24 protein-coding genes are annotated in these 19,864 nt (G+C 38.9%); 2 read left to right on the top strand and 22 right to left on the bottom strand.

The window, feature by feature from the left end; translation table 11 throughout:
* Window positions 1–288 precede the first annotated feature (288 nt).
* The gene (locus tag H131_RS05150) at window positions 289–714 is read left to right on the top strand and encodes a YwpF family protein (protein WP_010858013.1); all 426 of its coding nucleotides are present in this window, start codon (window positions 289–291) and stop codon (window positions 712–714) included.
* A gap of 104 nt (window positions 715–818) precedes the next feature.
* Window positions 819–1,793, top strand: a complete 975-nt coding sequence (locus tag H131_RS23440) for a nuclease-related domain-containing protein (RefSeq protein WP_010858012.1) — start codon at window positions 819–821, stop codon at window positions 1,791–1,793.
* Between the two features lie 207 nt (window positions 1,794–2,000).
* Here the strand turns inward: H131_RS23440 and H131_RS05140 are convergent, their stop codons facing one another.
* The 22 genes from H131_RS05140 to wecB form a co-directional block, all read right to left on the bottom strand.
* Window positions 2,001–2,411 carry a hypothetical protein gene (locus H131_RS05140; protein ID WP_010858011.1) on the bottom strand — a complete coding sequence of 137 codons (411 nt, stop codon included), beginning with the start codon at window positions 2,409–2,411 and terminating at the stop codon, window positions 2,001–2,003.
* A gap of 111 nt (window positions 2,412–2,522) precedes the next feature.
* Window positions 2,523–2,906, bottom strand: coding sequence for a hypothetical protein (locus H131_RS05135; RefSeq protein ID WP_010858010.1), 384 nt, complete (start codon window positions 2,904–2,906; stop codon window positions 2,523–2,525).
* Window positions 2,907–3,062: 156 nt separating this feature from the next.
* Window positions 3,063–3,506, bottom strand: coding sequence for a 3-hydroxyacyl-ACP dehydratase FabZ (gene fabZ, locus H131_RS05130; protein ID WP_010858009.1), 444 nt, complete (start codon window positions 3,504–3,506; stop codon window positions 3,063–3,065).
* A gap of 59 nt (window positions 3,507–3,565) precedes the next feature.
* A complete protein-coding gene (locus H131_RS05125) occupies window positions 3,566–3,850 on the bottom strand; it encodes a DNA-directed RNA polymerase subunit beta (protein ID WP_010858008.1) in 285 nt (94 codons plus the stop codon).
* Window positions 3,851–3,897: 47 nt separating this feature from the next.
* Window positions 3,898–4,737, bottom strand: a complete 840-nt coding sequence (locus H131_RS05120) for a flagellar hook-basal body protein (protein WP_010858007.1) — start codon at window positions 4,735–4,737, stop codon at window positions 3,898–3,900.
* 24 nt (window positions 4,738–4,761) lie between these two features.
* A complete protein-coding gene (locus H131_RS05115; protein WP_010858006.1) occupies window positions 4,762–5,595 on the bottom strand; it encodes a flagellar hook-basal body protein in 834 nt (277 codons plus the stop codon).
* 21 nt (window positions 5,596–5,616) lie between these two features.
* A complete protein-coding gene (gene mreB / locus H131_RS05110; protein ID WP_010858005.1) occupies window positions 5,617–6,612 on the bottom strand; it encodes a rod shape-determining protein in 996 nt (331 codons plus the stop codon).
* Window positions 6,613–6,780: 168 nt separating this feature from the next.
* Window positions 6,781–7,041 carry a sporulation transcriptional regulator SpoIIID gene (locus H131_RS05105; RefSeq protein WP_010858004.1) on the bottom strand — a complete coding sequence of 87 codons (261 nt, stop codon included), beginning with the start codon at window positions 7,039–7,041 and terminating at the stop codon, window positions 6,781–6,783.
* 363 nt (window positions 7,042–7,404) lie between these two features.
* On the bottom strand, window positions 7,405–8,058 hold the full coding sequence (locus H131_RS05100; RefSeq protein WP_010858003.1) for a M23 family metallopeptidase: 654 nt from the start codon (window positions 8,056–8,058) through the stop codon (window positions 7,405–7,407).
* A 37-nt stretch (window positions 8,059–8,095) separates the two neighbouring features.
* Window positions 8,096–9,037, bottom strand: a complete 942-nt coding sequence (gene spoIID / locus H131_RS05095; protein WP_010858002.1) for a stage II sporulation protein D — start codon at window positions 9,035–9,037, stop codon at window positions 8,096–8,098.
* A 169-nt stretch (window positions 9,038–9,206) separates the two neighbouring features.
* Complete coding sequence (murA, locus tag H131_RS05090) at window positions 9,207–10,520, bottom strand: UDP-N-acetylglucosamine 1-carboxyvinyltransferase (protein ID WP_010858001.1); 1,314 nt, start codon at window positions 10,518–10,520, stop codon at window positions 9,207–9,209.
* A 403-nt stretch (window positions 10,521–10,923) separates the two neighbouring features.
* Window positions 10,924–11,163 (bottom strand): DUF1146 family protein, encoded by a 240-nt coding sequence (locus H131_RS05085; protein WP_010858000.1) that lies wholly within the window; start codon window positions 11,161–11,163, stop codon window positions 10,924–10,926.
* Window positions 11,164–11,221: 58 nt separating this feature from the next.
* Window positions 11,222–11,629 carry a F0F1 ATP synthase subunit epsilon gene (locus H131_RS05080; protein ID WP_010857999.1) on the bottom strand — a complete coding sequence of 136 codons (408 nt, stop codon included), beginning with the start codon at window positions 11,627–11,629 and terminating at the stop codon, window positions 11,222–11,224.
* 24 nt (window positions 11,630–11,653) lie between these two features.
* The gene (atpD, locus tag H131_RS05075; protein WP_010857998.1) at window positions 11,654–13,069 is read right to left on the bottom strand and encodes a F0F1 ATP synthase subunit beta; all 1,416 of its coding nucleotides are present in this window, start codon (window positions 13,067–13,069) and stop codon (window positions 11,654–11,656) included.
* A 49-nt stretch (window positions 13,070–13,118) separates the two neighbouring features.
* Complete coding sequence (atpG, locus tag H131_RS05070; RefSeq protein WP_010857997.1) at window positions 13,119–13,976, bottom strand: ATP synthase F1 subunit gamma; 858 nt, start codon at window positions 13,974–13,976, stop codon at window positions 13,119–13,121.
* Between the two features lie 47 nt (window positions 13,977–14,023).
* Entirely contained in the window at window positions 14,024–15,532 is a 1,509-nt protein-coding gene (gene atpA / locus H131_RS05065; protein ID WP_010857996.1) for a F0F1 ATP synthase subunit alpha, read from the bottom strand.
* Window positions 15,533–15,560: 28 nt separating this feature from the next.
* On the bottom strand, window positions 15,561–16,097 hold the full coding sequence (locus tag H131_RS05060; RefSeq protein ID WP_010857995.1) for a F0F1 ATP synthase subunit delta: 537 nt from the start codon (window positions 16,095–16,097) through the stop codon (window positions 15,561–15,563).
* Window positions 16,094–16,612 carry a F0F1 ATP synthase subunit B gene (gene atpF / locus H131_RS05055; protein ID WP_010857994.1) on the bottom strand — a complete coding sequence of 173 codons (519 nt, stop codon included), beginning with the start codon at window positions 16,610–16,612 and terminating at the stop codon, window positions 16,094–16,096. The genes H131_RS05060 and atpF overlap by 4 nt, the downstream gene beginning before the upstream one ends.
* Before the next feature lie 173 nt (window positions 16,613–16,785).
* Complete coding sequence (gene atpE, locus H131_RS05050; protein ID WP_010857993.1) at window positions 16,786–16,998, bottom strand: F0F1 ATP synthase subunit C; 213 nt, start codon at window positions 16,996–16,998, stop codon at window positions 16,786–16,788.
* Between the two features lie 63 nt (window positions 16,999–17,061).
* A complete protein-coding gene (gene atpB, locus H131_RS05045) occupies window positions 17,062–17,775 on the bottom strand; it encodes a F0F1 ATP synthase subunit A (protein ID WP_010857992.1) in 714 nt (237 codons plus the stop codon).
* Window positions 17,776–17,809: 34 nt separating this feature from the next.
* A complete protein-coding gene (locus H131_RS05040; protein WP_010857991.1) occupies window positions 17,810–18,181 on the bottom strand; it encodes an ATP synthase subunit I in 372 nt (123 codons plus the stop codon).
* Window positions 18,182–18,719: 538 nt separating this feature from the next.
* Window positions 18,720–19,841: a non-hydrolyzing UDP-N-acetylglucosamine 2-epimerase gene (gene wecB / locus H131_RS05035; RefSeq protein WP_010857990.1), complete on the bottom strand. Its 1,122-nt coding sequence runs from the start codon at window positions 19,839–19,841 to the stop codon at window positions 18,720–18,722.
* Window positions 19,842–19,864: the final 23 nt, after the last annotated feature.

Below are 19,864 nucleotides of genomic sequence, written 5' to 3'. Positions count from 1 at the left end.
TTTAATTGCTCTCATCATACAAGAGCACTTCTAAAATTGGCAAAAGTCGAGTTTTGTAATTTATGCTGATTTTTAAGCATAAATTGGCTATATTGATATGTTTATTTTTCATTGTTAGAATGTTTTGCCAAAATGAAGCTTATGTACGTAATAAATAGCCCTGTTTTTTAAAATTTTAAATTTTGCATATTTATCACTTTACTAATTAAGTATGCAAAAGCCAGTGATACACCATGCCTAATTGATTATGTTATACTAAAAGGAATGACCGACTTAGGAGGATACATAATGAAAACATTTAAAATGCTTTCCTTTGATCTTGTTACCAAAGATGGCATACAACCTTTTCCTTTAGTCGATGGCATTATTATTAACCAGGAAAACAGCCATCAATCTTGGATTCTTGAACTGTTTATGGACCGACAATTCCGCTCGGTATTTGATGAATTATTAGCGAATGATGCCGTTTTCAATGTCCGTGCAGTTATTTCATCTCCCGATAATGAACCTGCCCCTTTCCGCGTTGCCGTACATGCCGTACATGAAATTGGCGAACAGATCTCCATACTTTTAAAAGGGACATTAAAGATAAAACGTTCAAAATATGCTGAGCAACTGCTTGCAGAACTTCTTGCAGAGGGCGTTTCATCAGAAGAGTTACTGGACCGCTTCGCGCATGGTATGAAAGAACGGCCAAAACTGAAAAATGACTAATTCACCTCTAGAACGATGCGTAGTTTTACGTATCGTTTTTTTATATTGGACAAGCGAGAACAATCAGGGAAAATGTGATGTAAAAAATATAGGAGGGAACGCATTTGAAATTTGATGTACGAGAAAAACCATTAAAATTGTTGTGGCTAGAGGCTATACAGAGAAGATTAAAGAAGGGAGATGCTCGCATTAGCTATTATGCCGAGCAATTTAGAAGATTGGATGCAGGATTTGCTGGTGAAAAAAGAGTAGACCGTGAATGGGATGAAATAATATGTCCAAATACTTTTTTTATATTGCATAATTTACTACTGACTAATGGAGCAAACCATACACATCAACTCGATACCCTCTTTATATGTAATCGTTTTATGTTAATTATTGAAATAAAAAACATTAACGGGCGTCTAGACTTTAATGGAAATACACATCAATGTACACGGACAAAGCCTGATGGAACAGTTGAGGGCTTTCCCAATGCAATCAATCAAATTCACCGTCATATTCAATTCCTAAAAGTTTTTTCTCAAAACCATTCTCTTCCCATTGAAGGTGCAATTATCTTGTCTAACCCATCTGCTATTATCGCGACACACCCAAATTCGGTTCCAATTTTTCATGTGTCAGGACTTCAAAGTCATCTTCAGCTACTTTTTAATAAATATCCAAAATCCTTATTAACGAATGAACAGTTATCCCGTTTTGTACAGCGATTTCGTGATCACCACCAACCACAAGTATTACCTCCCTTTATTGCTTCTTCAAGATTCCGCCATGGTGTCCTTTGTCCAAAATGCCAGTATAAATACCAAATGCATTATCATCGCGGCTTTTGGAAATGTTCAATTTGCAACTATGCAAGTGCAGAAATTTTTGCCGAAGCTTTGCAAGATTATCGCTTACTAGTAAGACAAACAATTACCAACAGTCAATTGCGTGCATTTTTTGGTATTCAATCGAGTGACTCAGCTAATCGCTTATTGAAAAAATTCCAATTTTCCTATACAGGAACTTTTAAAAATCGAGTCTACCTGCTACCTGACAATTTACAGGAATATATGAAACCATTTTTTGAGTAATTTAAATGAATTTGTGCACACTTCGCAGATTTGCTTGCTGCTTTCGCGGGTATTTGCCTCGCTTTCGCAGGTATTTCCTCCACCTCCGCGGGTAATCGCTTCACTTTCACGCGTACTCCCTTCGCTTTCGCAGGAATACCCGCACCTTCCTCACTTCTCCATACAGAAAAAAGTGATTCCGTATAATGGGAATCACTCTTTTTGTATTTATCGGTTATCTAAGTTGTCACGGTCTTTGATGTCTTTATTGTCTTCAATAATATCTTCATTATTGACGCCATTTGTACCGTTCATGTTGTTGTTATTACGATCGACACCATTCGCATTAGGGGCGTTGTCAACACCATTTGTGCCGTTCATATCAGCATTGGTTCCTGGTGCTGTAGCATCTGGAATTACATTATTATCATTAACTGTACCACGATCACCGTTAACATCACGATCATAGACGTCATCATTCCTGTCTGGGTCTATTGCATCTTCGACATCATTGACGCCTTCACGAATGTCGTTCCTTGTATCCTCCATGGGAGTCTCGTCAGCTGCATTGTTTCCCCAGTTACAACCTCCAAGGAATACTGTAGCAAGAATCATGGTGAAAAATGACATTTTCCACATAAAAAAACCTCCTTTCTCCGTTAGGTACTATGTCATCAAATACATCTTGTGCATTTGTGATCCTACATAGATTGCCCGGGAAAGAAGGTTACTATCCGATTTTATTACAAACTATTTTTGTTTTTCTTTTAATAACTGTTCGATATATGCTGCCTCAGCTTTACAGTCATAAGTATAGTTTGTATCTAGCCCTTTTTGTAATGCCTCGATTGTTTCGACCTGTTTAGCTGTTGGTTCTTCATTTAAAATTTTGGCAATTACCTCATCGATTTTTTGAGCCATTTCTTCATGGAATTCAGTACTCATCAAAACATCTGATGGGATTTTTTCGATCCAAGCGGCATTTTGCTGAAAATAAGACTGCCAGCTAGCAATGAAGTCTTCCATAGAAAAGCGCTCTTCATCCCAACCAATACTTGCCAAGTATGATTCGAAAGATGTTGAAATCGAACGCGTAATGCTAATTTTAACACCTGAAGACAATTCCTTATACATCTATATAATCCTCCTACGTTTTAAAAAACCTCAAATTACATGTATTTCAATTCACAATCGCTTATTCGCCATCGCGCTCTCAGAACATAAATCATTTATAAAACCAAAAAAATATTCAACTACATTATTTTATAACTTTTAGCCTATAATTGCAAATTAAGGCTGTTTTGGCTGTTCCGGTCCAATTGCAAATAAAATATCTGCCTCACATACTAGCTCACCATCGACAGTAGCAATACCGTGTCCTTTGCCCATAGCACCGCGTAGCTTTACGAATTCTACCTCTAATCGAAGCTGATCTCCCGGCACTACTTGACGCTTAAAGCGACAATTGTCTACACCTGTTAAAAAAGCTAGACGTCCTTTAAATTGCTCTGCATTTAATAATGCTACCCCACCCACTTGTGCTAATGCTTCTACAATTAATACGCCTGGCATTACTGGATAACCTGGAAAATGGCCATTAAAGAAGTCTTCGTTAATGGAAACATTTTTTAAGCCTACTGCACGCTTACCTTCTTCTAATTCCACAATACGATCGACAAATAGAAAAGGATAACGATGTGGTAAAATTGCTTGAATTTGTTCTGCTGTTAACATTTCTTTTCCCCCTTAGAATATGTATTTATGTAAAACGCAAAGGATGGTAAAGAATATTATTATTCTTTACCATTCATTATGTCAAATATATGCTGCCATGTCTCTGTTTTAAAAACATCCAGTGCTTTACCTTCGCCTATTACACTGTAGCCAACCATTGTTCCTAGAATAGCTGCAACTACGATTAACACGATAACAAGTACAACACGTAACCAAATCGGAATCAGTCGTATTTGCACCCATCGAACCTCTCGTTGCTCTCCATTTGAGCGTCGTTCCTTCTCTTCTGGTGGCGTTTCGGTTTCTTTTGTCGGCACAGAACGGCGACGTGAATCGTTTGTCATAGCTTGTACTCCTTCATTTCTAACTAGACATTTATAAGAGCGTTAACCTATCGAATACCATTAATCAGTCCCAGCATTTGGTCTGCTAAGGTTACGGCTCTTGCATTGAATTGATAAGAACGCTGTGTTTGGATTAAATCTGTCATCTCTTTTGATAAGTTGACATTCGACATTTCAAGCGTACCACCTTGCATGCCTATTTGCTGACGATTTGCCCCTTGTAATTCCGTTAATACTTCAGCTTGATTATACCCTAATTCGGCTAAGTTATTCGGTAAACCTATATATGTGCCAGAAATATGCTCCATTAGCTGTGGCTTTTGCAGTTCTGTAACGGCTATATCTGTACGAATAATATTGCCATTCGCATCAGTTGCCTCTAAAACGCCTCCATTGCTTATACCAAAGCTTTTCACATTATCCGGTAATGTAATCGCTTGCCCTGATGCATCTGCAAGTGGATAGCCATCTGCATTTACAACCATAGCCGTTCCATTATTCAATGGTGATAAATAAAAGTCACCTTGACGAGTATACACTGTTTTTGATCCATTTTCACCATCTGGCATCAAAATATTAAAATATTGCTTTGGTTTTGTAAAAGCAAAATCAAGGTCACGATTTGTTGTTTGTAATGAGCCCTGTTTATGATTCGTTTGAATTTGGCCGAGCATTGCCCCAGCGCCATAGCGAATACCAACAGGCGTTTGACGCTCAGCGCGGTCTTGCTTATCATTATTGAATTGTTGATAGAGCAATTCATTAAAAGTAGATTCCTGTGTTTTATAGCCATGTGTATTACTGTTAGCAATATTATTACTAATCGTATCTAATTTATTTTGCAATTGCCCCATTGTATTAGTTGCGGTAATCATCGTACGTAACAATTGACAACGCCTCCTGTTTGCTTATTATATTTTGCCAATTTCATTGACAGCCTTTTCCATACTGCGATCATAAGCTTGTAACACTTTTTGATTTGCTTCAAACGCGCGGTATGCTGTCATTAAGTCTGTCATGGTACGACTAGAATCAACGTTCGAACCCTCAAGGAAATTTTGACTTAGTGTAAAGGATACACCATTCGCACCATAAGCAGTCGGTAAATTTTCTCCATTTTGTGTACGAATTAAGCCGTTATCTTGTTTTTGTAGCATGTTCGGATTTGCAGCAAAAGATACACCTACTCGTGCTACCTGTTGATTATCTACATAAATTGTACCGTCTTGGTCTAAGCGAAAATCATCATTTTGTAGCTGGATGCGCTGACCTGCTTCAGATAGCACATACAGCCCTTGTGGATTTACTAAATAGCCTTGACCATCTAAAGTAAAGTTCCCGTTACGCGTATACGCTTCTCCACCTTCTGGATGAGCTAAACGGAAGAAAATCGAGCCTGTAACACCATCTTCATTTTGCGGTAAGTACCCATCGATTAAGGCCATATCTGTCGGTAAATCTGTGCTATAAATTTGACCTTGTATGTAATTTGGCAATGTTTCCTGCATGTAAATCCCTGTGTTCAATGCACCAACTTGGCTCATATATTGCGAACCAGCTTGCTGATTAGCAGGTGCATTCGTTTTACCTACGCTTGACATAAGCATGTCCGGAAACGAACGAATTGTTGATTGGTCTGCCTTAAATCCAGGAGTACTGGCATTTGATAAGTTATTAGTTAATAATTCTGTACGTCTTTGTTGTGTAATCATCCCTGTTGCTACAGTATAAAACCCTTTAAACAAAGGAATCACCTCATTCTATTATTATAGGGAAGCAGGTACTCGATCGATATTTTCAAGCATAATGCCTGTACCAATTGCAACACAATCCATCGGGTGTTCTGCAATGAAAACAGGTACTTTTAACTCTTCAATTAATAGCTGGTCCATGCCGTGTAACAAAGCACCACCGCCAGTAATAATAACGCCACGATCAATAATATCAGCGGATAACTCTGGTGGTGTTTTTTCTAGTACATTTTTCGCCGATTGAACAATCATCGCCACCGATTCATGTAAGGCACGTTCAATTTCTTCCGAGTGGATAGCAATTGTACGCGGTAAGCCTGTTACCATGTCACGACCACGAATATCCATTGAGTCACTACGACCACCTTTAAATACTGTACCAATCGTCATTTTAATTGCCTCTGCTGTACGTTCACCAATCAGCAACTTATATTCTTTTTTAATGTACTGCAAAATATCGTTATCAAAAACATCTCCAGCAACCTTGATAGATTCACTCGTTACAATATCCCCCATTGAAAGGACAGCGATATCTGTTGTCCCACCACCAATATCAACGACCATATTACCGCTTGGTTGGAAGATATCCATACCTGCACCTATTGCTGCTACTTTAGGTTCTTCTTCTAAATATACTTTTTTACCGCCCGATTTTTCAGCAGCTTCACGAATAGCCTTTTGTTCAACACTAGTAATATTTGTTGGACAGCAGATTAGTATACGTGGCTTCGTTAAAAAGCCCTTTAAATTTAATTTATTGATAAAATGTCTAAGCATTGCTTCTGTAACATCAAAATCTGCAATTACTCCATCTCGTAATGGACGAATTGCAGTTATATTGCCCGGCGTGCGCCCTACCATTTGTCGAGCTTCTTCCCCTACCGCTAATACCTTATTTGTTTTTCTATCAATCGCCACCACAGAAGGTTCGTTCAGGACAATTCCCTTCCCTTTTACGTGGATTAATACGTTCGCAGTTCCTAAGTCAATGCCAATATCTTTCGAAAACATTCTATAATTTCTCCTTCCCGCCAGTTCCAACTACATAACGTTCATTTTTATCTGTTTATCTAGAATATTTTATCACACCCTATTGGTAATTTCACCTAAATTTAGTGAATATGTATGTTTTCCTTCAATTATATAAGTTGACGTAATCAGGTACAAAAAAAGAACGAATCATTCTTGACTCGCTCTTTCTTTCCACTTGTTTTTCGTTGCCTCTCCTCCACGAATATGACGTACGGCCTTATGGTAGGCGAGTATTTCTTTCACTTGCTCAGCTAATCCTTCATGAATTGTAGGTAATCGCTCTGTTAAATCTTTGTGCACCGTACTTTTTGAATAACCTGTCATTTTCGCGAGGACACGCACAGTTTCACGCGTCTCAATCAATAATTCACCGAGGCGAATGCAGCGCTTCCGAATGTGCTCGTGCACGTTCTTCGTCCTTTCCACACAATTTCACAAAATGGCTTTGGCATCAGATGCACGTCTGCGCATTTCTTCACCTTATGTGAGGACAAAGCTATTCAGAACACGATTTGCACTTTCTGTTAATATGCTGATTTTTTTATTAATATCTTGTCACTCAAGCATTTAAATGTGGCTCATGAAACAGCTGTCGCAAAGTTGAGATTGTTTTAGGCTTCTTTCTCCAACTGACATATTTTTGGATAAATTATGTACTCGCGCCAAAAAAGCCACTGTTCGTGGCTTTTTTTAGATCAGCGCTTATCGCGTACGGATGTTTTGTCAGTGCGAAAGCGCTATGACAGCAACGAACGGGCGCGAATGTAGTTTTTAAAACGCTAATAATTTCTTTGGATTAATAAATTTTCCGTTTTCTAGTACTTCAAAATGCATGTGAACGCCAGCTGCTTGATTCCACTCATTGTCAGTTGCTTTTCCTAGTACCTGACCTTGTGTCACCTCATCGCCTTCCTTCACTGCAATGTCCTTCACAGAGCTATATTGTGTCTGCTTACCATTCGAATGCTCTAGTACAATCTTATTGCCTGTGAACGCATCTAGTTTTACCTCTAGTACTTTACCACTCAAAGCAGCAACTACCTCAAACTCTTCTCCATTCATAGAAAGCGAAATACCAGATGAAGTAGTGAATGTTTGATTGAATACCATTAAGGCATTCTCACGTGATTCTTCATTGGCCTCTAGCTCATAAAATTCCTGTGAAACTTGTACTTTACTAAGATTCGTTTCCTTGAATGGGTACTTCATTGTTTCTGTACGTGCATTGGTTTCAACTACTGGACCTGGTTCCACTTGCGCTAAATCTGGTAACGGAGCCTCTTCTACTTTTGATACAAGACTATTGTAACCAAATAAAATACCTGCTAGCATTAGAGCGCCACCCGCATACACTGCTGGCCAAAACCAAGGTTTCTTCTGTAACTGTTCTTTTTGAGAAGTTTTACTATTTTTATCCTCTCTCATTTTCATCACCTCTAGTTGCAGTGTGAACAACTAGAAGTTATTTTAAACATGCATCTATTTTTTTTATCTCAATTTGTTGATAATAGTAGTGTAAAATTTCTGCAGCAGTCTTTCCATCGCTCGCCATTGCCTCTGCACCATACTGGCTCATCCCTACGCCGTGCCCATATCCTTGTGTTGTCACGCCTACCTTGCCCGTATTCTTATCAAAAGATATAGTAAAGTCACTAGATGGCAACTGCAAAAGCGTTCGTACTTCGCGCCCTGTCCATACGTTATTGCCTAATTGCAATCGTTCAACACGCCCTGAATCGTTGTAGAACAGCTGTAATCGACTAAAATCAGTTGCTTGCCATTTAATTGGCCATAAAGCATTCCATTCAGCTAATGTCCATTCTTCCATTGCAGTAAACTTTGGAGATGATTGATCGGACATACTTGCAACACTTTGCAAGTACGGAATGTCATTGCCGCTGTAGCCATAAGCACTTTCCGTTTTACCATTACTTGTAGAGTGAAACATTGCCGTGATTAATTCATTATTATATAGAAGAACTTGTCCTTTCGTTTCTGTAATCGCCTCGACAATTTTCTTTTCATTTCCCGGGAAATTGCTAGTCCAATTGGCTTTTCTTTGATCTTTATCATAGAAAACTTGTCTAGCAACCGTTGGAGCAATTGCTTTTTTGCCGTAATTTGTCGTTTTCAATGCATATGTCCTTGCCGCAATAGCTTGTGCTTTTAAAGCCTCTTTTTTAAATGAAACAGGCATCTCTGCTGCTACAACACCTGTTATATACGTTTCTAAAGGGATTTTTTCCTTTTGTCCCTCCACTTCTATGAGAATTTCACAGGCCTGCTCCGTCTTTTGCGGAGAACTATCTTCCAATGTCATTCTTCTTTCACTAAATGCCACTGGAAGCATGTATAATGCACCAATTAAACAAATAACCCCTATACTCATCATCCATTTTTTCATAAGGAATAATATGCTAGACTTCATCTAATTATGTGAACGAGGACATGGAATTTCCATAATACAGCCTAACTTACTGAAATTCTTTCAGTCCATTATTGAACATTTTTCTACTCAGCAACAACAAAAAACCCTTTACTCCCACATACTAGTAAAGGGTTTCTCATGCTATTTAATTGGCTGGAATATGCATAGTTGATTTTTCATTTGACACTACTTCCATTGTTGCGACACGCTCAATATCTGCGCCAAGTGCCGCTAGCTTATCGTGGAAATCTACGTAACCACGGTCTAAGTGATGAAGTTTTGTAACACGCGTAACTCCCTCTGATACAAGACCTGCTAAAATTAGTGCAGCCGCTGCTCGTAAATCTGTAGCCATCACTTCAGCCCCCTGAAGATTTACAGGCCCTTCGATAAACACAGAACGTCCTTCAATTTTAGCACCAGCATTCATGCGACGGAACTCTTCAACATGCATGAAACGATTTTCAAACACCGTTTCCGTTATAATACTCGTACCTTGTGCTGTTAACATTAATGCCATCATTTGTGATTGCATGTCTGTTGGGAAGCCCGGATGTGGCATAGTTTTAATATCTACTGCTTTTAAGACGTTAGGTACCCTTACGCGTATCCCCTCATCTAGCTCTGTAATTTCTACACCCATTTCACGCATTTTTGCAATTAATGCTGTCATATGCTCAGGCACAGCGTTTTCAATAGTCACGTCACCCTTAGTAATTGCAGCTGCTACCATAAATGTTCCGGCCTCAATACGGTCAGGAATAATATGGTGTTCCGTTCCATATAATGTGTCAACACCTTCAATACGAATCGTATTCGTACCTGCACCGATGACACGGCCACCCATACTATTTATGAAGTTTGCAAGATCTACAATTTCAGGTTCTTTTGCAGCATTTTCAATCACTGTCGTACCGATTGCTAAAGATGCAGCAGTCATAATATTTTCTGTAGCGCCAACACTAGGGAAGTCCAAATACACATTTGCACCCTTTAAACGGCCATCAGTCTTCGCTTCTACATAACCGTGCCCAAATGAAATTTTTGCCCCCATTGCTTCAAAACCTTTTAAATGTAATTCAATTGGACGAGAACCAATTGCACAACCTCCTGGTAAAGCAACACGTGCAAAACCATTTCGAGCAAGTAAAGAACCCATGACTAAAATTGATGCGCGCATTTTACTTACATATTCAAACTGAGCTTCGCTAGATAGTTCTTTCGTTGTGTCGATATATACAATATTTTCTTCAGGTATATATGTAACATCTGCATTTAGGCTTTTTAATACTTCGTTAATTGTATAGACATCTGCTAAGTTAGGGACTTCTTTAATTACATTTTCTCCTTTAGAAGCAAGTAAAGCTGCTGCTAGGATTGGTAACACTGCATTTTTTGCGCCCTCTACACGAACTTTTCCCTGTAGCTTTTGGCCGCCAGTCACTATAATTTTCTCCACCCTACGTCCCTCCGAATTCAATCTCTTAACCTATCGAATATTTATTTTAAAAAAAGATGTATAATGTCATAATCAGTAAACAAACAACTCTATAGTACAACTTTTCACACGTTCGTTCAAGCATCAAAATCACTATTTTAAGGCATTTGTTGATATTTTTCTATTTATTTATTGTACGCATTATTTTTTTTTTTGTGAATGACCAATAATACGGTACAACTGCCCTCAATTATTAATACATACCCATAGTTTTGTGTACAAAAAACAACATTTGCATGAAATTATTGAAACATGCTTGTACATATTTCAAAGGACCTCATAAATCATCTTATGGAACCCTTTGAAATATGTACGTATAAAATTACCCTACATAAATATAGTTAGGCACTTATATATAATAGAATTAAAACAAGTATGGCAGTTTTCCAGACCAGCTTGAAATTTGTAAAAAGAAATTAGATACGGCCGTGCCAATTGCAATGCTCAACAATATATAAATTAACTGTATTTGAAATACTTTATTTTTCTTAAACAGCTTCTCTAACAAGAAGGCCTGCAAAGCGTAAAATGTAATAGCAATAAAAAATAGATGAGATACAATACCCATTAAAGCTTCTTGTCCTACTGCTTCATAAATTTCCACGTTGATTCCCTCCATTTAAAAAACGGGCAGAAATTAAATCTGCCCGTTAAAAATTGAATTAGATATTACCCTCATGAACGTTGATACGATTCAACGCACGTTTTAATGCTAGGTCAGCACGTTTGAAATCAATGTTATCTTGTTTACCTTGAATACGTCCTTCAGCACGTTTAACGGCTTCTTTAGCACGTTGAACATCGATACTTTCAGCTACTTCAGCAGAAGGAGCTAAAATTGAAATCTTTTCTGGACGAACTTCAATGAAACCACCGCTTACCGCTACAAGCTCAGTTGAACCATTTTCTTTTTTAAGCTTCACTGCACCAATTGCAAGTGGAGCTACCATTGGAATATGGCCTGCTAGTACACCAATTTCGCCTGAAGTCGTTTTCGCGATTACCATTGAAACTTCAGAATCGTATACTGGGCCGTCGGGAGTGACAATATTGACTGTAACTGTCTTCATATTTTTTCCTCCTCGTCCCTAGTATTAAACCTCTACGCCCATGCTCTTCGCTTTTTCAACTACTTCTTCAATTGAACCAACTAAACGGAAAGCATCTTCTGGTAAGTGATCGTATTTACCTTCAAGGATTTCCTTGAAAGAACGAACAGTGTCTTTAACAGGTACGTAAGAACCTTTTTGACCAGTGAATTGTTCCGCAACGTGGAAGTTTTGAGATAAGAAGAATTGAATACGACGAGCACGTTCTACTGTTTGTTTATCTTCATCAGATAACTCATCCATACCTAAGATTGCAATGATATCTTGCAATTCACGGTAACGTTGGATTGTACGTTGTACACCAGTAGCCACAGCATAGTGCTCAGCGCCTACGATTTCAGGTGATAATGCACGAGAAGTCGAAGCTAATGGGTCAACCGCAGGGTAGATACCCATTTCAGATAATTTACGCTCAAGGTTAGTAGTTGCATCTAAGTGGGCGAAAGTTGTAGCTGGAGCCGGGTCAGTATAGTCATCGGCTGGTACATAGATCGCTTGAATAGAAGTTACAGATCCTTTGTTAGTAGATGTGATACGTTCTTGTAGTTTACCCATTTCAGTTGCAAGTGTTGGTTGGTAACCTACCGCTGAAGGCATACGACCTAATAGGGCAGAAACCTCAGAACCTGCTTGTGTGAAACGGAAGATATTGTCGATGAATAAAAGTACGTCAGCACCTTGCTCATCACGGAAGTATTCTGCCATTGTAAGACCAGTTAAAGCTACACGCATACGTGCACCTGGTGGTTCATTCATTTGACCAAATACCATCGCTGTTTGCTTGATAACGCCTGAATCGCTCATCTCGAAGAATAAGTCGTTCCCTTCACGAGTACGCTCACCTACACCAGCGAATACAGAGATACCTGAGTGCTCTTGTGCGATATTATTGATTAATTCTTGGATTAATACTGTTTTACCTACACCGGCACCACCGAAGAGACCGATTTTACCACCTTTGATGTATGGTGCTAATAAGTCTACTACTTTGATACCTGTTTCAAGAATTTCAACTGTCGTTGAAAGTTCATCGAAAGATGGTGCTTCGCGGTGAATTGAATCACGACGAGCGTCAGCTGGAATCTCTTCACCTAAGTCGATTACTTCTCCTAGTACGTTAAATACACGACCAAGTGTAACTTCACCAACTGGTACTGAGATAGCTTTTCCTGAGTCTGTTACTTCTGCTCCACGTTGTAAGCCATCAGTAGATGACATTGCAATTGTACGAACAGAATCATCACCTAAATGAAGTGCAACTTCTAATGCAAGAATTGTTGCTTCTTCATTAGGACGTTCAATCTTAACTGTTAATGAGTTATAGATTGCTGGTAAATGGCCGTTTTCGAATTTTACGTCAACAACCGGACCCATTACTTGAATAACATGTCCTTTATTCATTACTGTGTACCCTCCTATCGTATTCTTATACGACATTGGTGAGCCGAGCCTATTCTAAGGCTGCAGCTCCACCAACGATTTCTGTAATTTCTTGTGTAATTGCTGCTTGACGTGCACGGTTATATTGCAACGAAAGATCTGCAATAAGATCAGATGCATTATCAGTTGCATTTTTCATAGCAGTCATACGAGAAGCATGTTCACTTGCTTTCCCATCTAATAATGCGCCATAAACTAAGCTTTCCGCGTATTGTGGAAGTAGTACTTCTAGAATTGCTTCACCAGATGGTTCGAATTCATAAGAAGCTTTACTGTTTACAGGTGCAATATCTGTTAATGGAAGAAGTTTTTTCTCTGTCACTTCGTTAGCAATTGCGCTGACAAAGTGATTGTAGTACATATAAAGTTCATCATACGTACCGTCAATGAACATACCAACAGCATTACGAGCGATTTCTTTAATATCAGCGAATGTTGGTTGGTCAGGAAGAGCAACCACACTGCTGATGACATTATGATCACGTTTCACAAAGTAATCACGAACAACACGACCTACCGCTAAAATCACGTATTCGTCTTTTGAATTATGACGCTCGTTGATTGTACGTTGTACATGACGTAGGATACTTGAGTTGTAAGCACCTGCTAGACCACGGTCAGAACCAATGACTAAGTAAGCTGTTTTCTTGACAGGACGTGCAGTTAACATTGGATGTCCACTGTCTTTTGTACCTGATGCAATCGCGCCTACTACGTCCTGGATTTTTTCCATGTAAGGAACGTAAGCTTTAGCATTTTGCTCCGCACGACGTAACTTTGAAGAAGAAACCATCTGCATCGCTTTCGTAATTTGTTTCGTACTCTTTGTAGAATTAATACGACCTTTTATTTCGCGTAAGTTTACCACTGGTATTTCACCACCTTTTGTTTTTTAATCAAGTGACTATCTCGAGCTTATTCAGATTTAGCGAAAGTTTTTTTGAATGCAGTTAATGCTGCTTCATACTCAGCGTCTGATGCAAGTTCTTTTGTAGTACGAACATGATCTAAAACGTTAGTGTGGTTTGAATCTAACCAGCTTAAGAATTCGCCTTCGAAACGAACGATATCTTGTACTGGGATATCATCTAAATGACCTTTAGTTAATGCATAAAGGATAGCAACTTGCTTTTCAACTTTAAGTGGTTTGTTTAGGTCTTGTTTAAGCACTTCAACCGTACGTTTACCACGCTCAAGTTTAGCCAGTGTGATTTTATCTAAATCAGAACCGAATTGAGCAAATGATTCAAGTTCACGGAATGCAGCTAAGTCAAGACGTAGTGTACCCGCAACTTTTTTCATCGCTTTAATTTGAGCAGATCCACCTACACGTGATACAGAGAGACCGGCGTTAATCGCAGGACGTACACCTGAGTTGAATAAGTCAGATTGTAAGAATATTTGACCATCAGTAATTGAGATTACGTTAGTTGGGATGTATGCAGAGATATCCCCAGCTTGTGTCTCTACGAATGGAAGAGCTGTGATAGAACCACAGTTGTAAGTTTCATTTAACTTCGCAGCACGTTCAAGTAAGCGGCTGTGTAAGTAGAATACGTCACCAGGGTATGCTTCACGACCTGGAGGACGGCGTAGAAGAAGTGAAAGTTCACGGTAAGCTGATGCTTGTTTAGAAAGATCATCATACACGATTAATACGTGCTTACCTTGTAACATGAATTCTTCTGCCATAGAAACACCAGCAAATGGTGCTAAGTATAGTAATGGAGCTGGTTGAGATGCAGCAGCAGTAACAACGATTGTGTAATCTAATGCACCGTGCTTACGTAACGTTTCAACTACACCACGTACAGTTGATTCTTTTTGACCGATGGCAACATAGATACAAATCATATTTTCACCATTTTGGTTTAAGATTGTATCGATTGCTACAGATGTTTTACCTACTTGGCGGTCACCAATGATTAACTCACGTTGTCCACGACCGATTGGTACTAAAGCGTCAATCGCTTTGATACCAGTTTGTAATGGTTCATGTACTGATTTACGAGCCATTACACCGAAAGCTGGGCTTTCGATTGGACGAGATTTTGTAGTGTTGATAGGACCTTGACCATCCACTGGTTGACCAAGTGGGTTTACAACACGGCCAATTAGTTCTTCACCAACTGGTACTTCCATAATACGACCTGTACGACGAACTTCATCGCCTTCTTTGATGTCTGTGTATGGACCTAAGATAACGATACCAACGTTACCTTCTTCTAGGTTTTGAGCCATACCCATAACACCGTTAGAGAACTCTAAAAGCTCCCCAGCCATGGCGTTGTCGAGGCCATGAGCAAGAGCGATACCGTCACCAATACGGATAACTGTACCAACTTCGCTTACTTTAAGTTCAGATTCATAATTCTCAATCTGTTGTTTAATCAGACTGCTGATTTCTTCAGCCTTGATGCCCATGTATGTCACCTCTCACATTTCTAAATTATTAACCGATTAATTCACGTTTTAGACGCTCAAGCTTGTTCACTACTGAGCTATCATAAATATGGTTACCGATTTGAACACGAATACCACCCAATAATGCTGGATCTATTTCGTTTGTAATGTTTAATGATTGTTTTCCAACAAGTTTTGCAAACGTTGCAGAAATTTTAGCGCTTTCTTCACCAGAAAGTTCACGAGTAGAGAATACAGTTGCGTCTGCAGAACCTTGTGCTTGTGCAGCAAGTTCAGCATATGCGTCTGCAATTAGTTTCACTTCGTTTACACGTTTTTTCTCAACAAGAAGTTGAATTGTGTGTACAAACTCAGGTGTTGCAGCTGCAAAGATTTCAGCTACCATTTGTTTCTTACGTTCGATAGAGAACTTAGGTGCGCTTAACAGCGTTAAGAAATCCGGAGATTCTTTGATAACTTTTGTAAGCTCACTTAAATCTGTTCCAACTTCTGCAAGAATGTTTTTTTGCTGCGCTAACTCAAAAAGCGCTTGAGCATAACGTTTTGCTACAGTTGAATTACTCATTGAGCTTCCCCTGCCTTCGCAATCGTCTCTTCTATTAGAGCACGGTTGTCTGCCTCAGAAATCTCTTTGCTAAGGACTTTAGATGCTGCAAGTACAGATAATGAAACGACTTCATCACGTACAGCTGCAATAGCTTTTTCTTTTTCAGACTCGATTTCACGTAAAGCCGATTCTTTTAAGCGGTTAGCTTCGTTGCGAGCTACAGTAAGAATTTCTTCTTTTTGCATTTCGCCTTGCTTCTTAGCACCCTCAACAATCGATTGTGCTTCCGTGCGAGCTTCTTTAAGAAGGCTCTTTTGTTCTTCTAAAAATTTGTGAGAATCTTTGCGCGCCTTTTCAGCTGCTTCGATTTCACTAGCTACTAATTCTTCACGTTGTTGCATGATGCCCATAAGTGGACCCCAAGCGAACTTTTTAAGTAGAAGCATTAATACTATGAAAATCCCTAATGTAGCAATGATGTCACCACCGTTAAAACCAGTGCCTGCACCAAGTACAAGATTATCTAAAAACACGATTGTTTCACTCCCTTCAAGAGCTTTGACTTCAACATAATAATTTGTTTCGAAAACTTACCTATTTTAAAAAGCTATATTTGCACATAGCTTTAATCTGTTCCAAAATGAAGGGCGAAGTTTCATCTGGAGAATCCTGCTTCGCCACTACTAAAATTCAGTATACAACTGAATTATTTGTTCATTACGATGAATGCTACTACTACTGCGATGATCGGAAGGGCTTCAACTAATGCTACCCCGATGAACATTGTAGTTTGAAGAACGCCACGTGCTTCTGGTTGGCGAGCGATACCTTCTACTGTTTTTGATACGATAAGACCGTTACCGATACCTGCACCAAGTGCACCTAAACCGATTGCGATTGCTGCTGCTAATAAACCCATTTGAAAATTTCCTCCTTGGAATTGTATGTTTTTTTGTTTTAAGCATAATAATTATGCTTTATATTAATGGTCATCGCTCACTTTATGAGCCATGTAAACCATTGTTAACATTGTGAAGATAAAGGCTTGGATTAAGCCGATGAAAATAGAGAAACCTTGCCATGCCATCATTGGTACGATTGCACCAACTGCACCGATAAAGCCAGATGTTGCTAGACCAGCGATTAACGCAAGTAAAATTTCACCTGCATAAATGTTACCGTAAAGACGCAGACCTAATGTTAAAGTGTTTGCAAACTCTTCAATGATTTTAAGTGGGAACATGAATGACATCGGTTTGAAGAATGTACCAACATAATGGCCTGTCCCCTTCATTTTGATACCATAGTATTGAGTTAATACTAAAATCATTGCTGCAAGTGTCATAGTAACAGTTGGGTCAGCTGTTGGTGATTTCCACCAAAGTGTGTGTCCATAAGCGATAGAGAATGGCAGACCTATTAAGTTAGATACTGCGATAAACATAATAAGTGTGATACCTAAAATATGGAAACGCCCACCAGTTTTCCAGTCCATGTTGCTTTTAATGATATTCTTTACGAAATCCATAATCCATTCCATAAAGTTTTGCATACCAGTTGGTTTCAACTTTAAGCTTCTAGTTGCAAAAAAAGCAATAAAGAATACGATTGTTGCGGCAACTAGTAACATCATAACTGTTGATAAGTTAAAAGTTAAGAAACTGACTGGTGTCCATAACGGAGCTTCATGATTCATTGTTATTTTTCACCTCTCTTTCTAATAAAGCACATTAGTGGTTCCTTACATGAGATACAATTCTCTCGACAAAGAGAAAAACGTACGGAATCATTAGCCCTATGACCGTGCTAATTAAGTGAAAATAGTTTGGCAACGAAATGGCTATAGCGACTGCCGCCACACCTGATCCGAAGCGAAGCGCTGAACCAAGCGAGCCTATTTTCTTCCCTTCACTAATGGAACGATCAAACTTCTCCATACGGCGAACTAAAATCCAAAAATTATACGTACCAAAAAATGCACCTATTGCGATGCCCGCAAAAACAGTTTGATAGGACGTTAAGCCCCAGCCTAATGCGCAAAGTGCGAGCAAAAAAAATAACGCTCTCTTCTGCACAGCAAAAATGTGATGCAAATCTAGCATTGGTTTGTAGTCTCCTGAATCATTTTTTCGAGTAAAGAAAACGTTTGCTGACCACTTTGTGAAATCAGAAAAGAGCAGTGAAAAACACTACTCACAGCGGAATAGTAATGGGAGCGTTATCATGAAATTACAGGTGTAAATTCCTAATAATGCCTTACACCCCTTACTTACTCGGTGTTAAACCGAAACGCACAAAACGTTGCAAATCGACAGTGATTGTTTTAACTGTCAATTTAGTAGAAACTTGATATAACAAGTGTTTCAACGTCTAATAACGAATAGAAACCCTTATCATTCTTACCCTTTGTAAGCATACAATAGGTGATATTTGAAGTCAATTAGTAAAGGAGAAAAACTTCACAGCCACTATACTCTTGTCAAATTGTTGACAAATTTGTGTATGAAACATCGTAGAAAGTGAAATATATTTCACAATTATGCATAAAAAAGCTAATTTACGACATAAATATGCTCGCAAATTAGCTTCACAGTTAAAATAGGTACAATTGACTTATTTTCTTATCTTTAAAATAGTAGATTATTTGCTTTTATGCAAAAATTCTAAGAGAGCTTTTACTATACGTTCTGATGCATGTCCATCTCCATAAGGATTTGATGCTTTTGCCATAGCTTCATATGCAGCAGTATCCTCTAATAATTGTTTTGCTAGTGAATAAATAGTTTCTTCTTCGGTTCCTGCTAGCTTTAGAGTCCCTGCCGCTATACCTTCAGGGCGCTCCGTCGTATCTCGTAGGACTAGCACTGGCTTACCTAGTGACGGCGCTTCCTCTTGAACGCCACCGGAATCAGTTAGAATCATGTACGAGTTTGCCGCAAAGTTATGGAAGTCAAAAACTTCTAACGGTTCAATTAAATGTACACGCTCATTATCTCCTAAAATTTCATTCGCAATTTCTCGAACAGCTGGGTTCATATGCACTGGGTAAACAACCTGTACATCCTCATGTTCTGATAAAATTCGAGTAATCGCTCGGAACATATGACGCATTGGTTCACCTAAATTTTCACGTCTATGCGCTGTTAATAGAATCATGCGGTCATTGCCTATTTTATCTAATACAGGATGCGTATAATGCGCACTAACTGTTGTTGCTAGTGCATCTATTGCTGTGTTACCTGTCACAAAAATAGTATCTTGATTTTTGTTTTCATCCAAAAGATTTTTCTTCGATACTTCCGTTGGTGCGAAGTGAAGATCAGCCATAACGCCCGTTAGCTGACGATTCATCTCTTCTGGGTAAGGTGAATATTTGTTCCATGTACGAAGACCCGCTTCCACATGACCGATTGAAATTTGGTTATAAAACGCGGCTAAGCTGGCAATAAAAGTTGTTGCTGTATCACCATGTACTAAAACAATATCAGGCTTGGCTTCCTTCATGACTTTGTCCAAACCTTGTAAAGCGTTAGTCGTCACATCAATTAACGTTTGACGATCCTTCATAATATTTAAATCATAGTCTGGTGTAATTTTAAATGTTTCCAATACTTGATCGAGCATTTGGCGATGTTGTGCAGTCACTGTCACAATCGATTCCACTTGCTCGGGATGTTTTTGTAATTCCAGTACCAGTGGAGCCATTTTAATCGCCTCTGGTCTCGTACCGAATATCGTCATCACTTTCCATTTTTTCGTCAAAACGATTTGCACCGTCCTTTGTT

The organism is Lysinibacillus sphaericus OT4b.31, from assembly GCF_000392615.1.
GTDB classification, from domain to species: domain Bacteria; phylum Bacillota; class Bacilli; order Bacillales_A; family Planococcaceae; genus Lysinibacillus; species Lysinibacillus sphaericus_B.
Note: the sequence above shows the minus strand (reverse complement) of the source record. Positions and strands in the feature narration are given on the sequence as shown.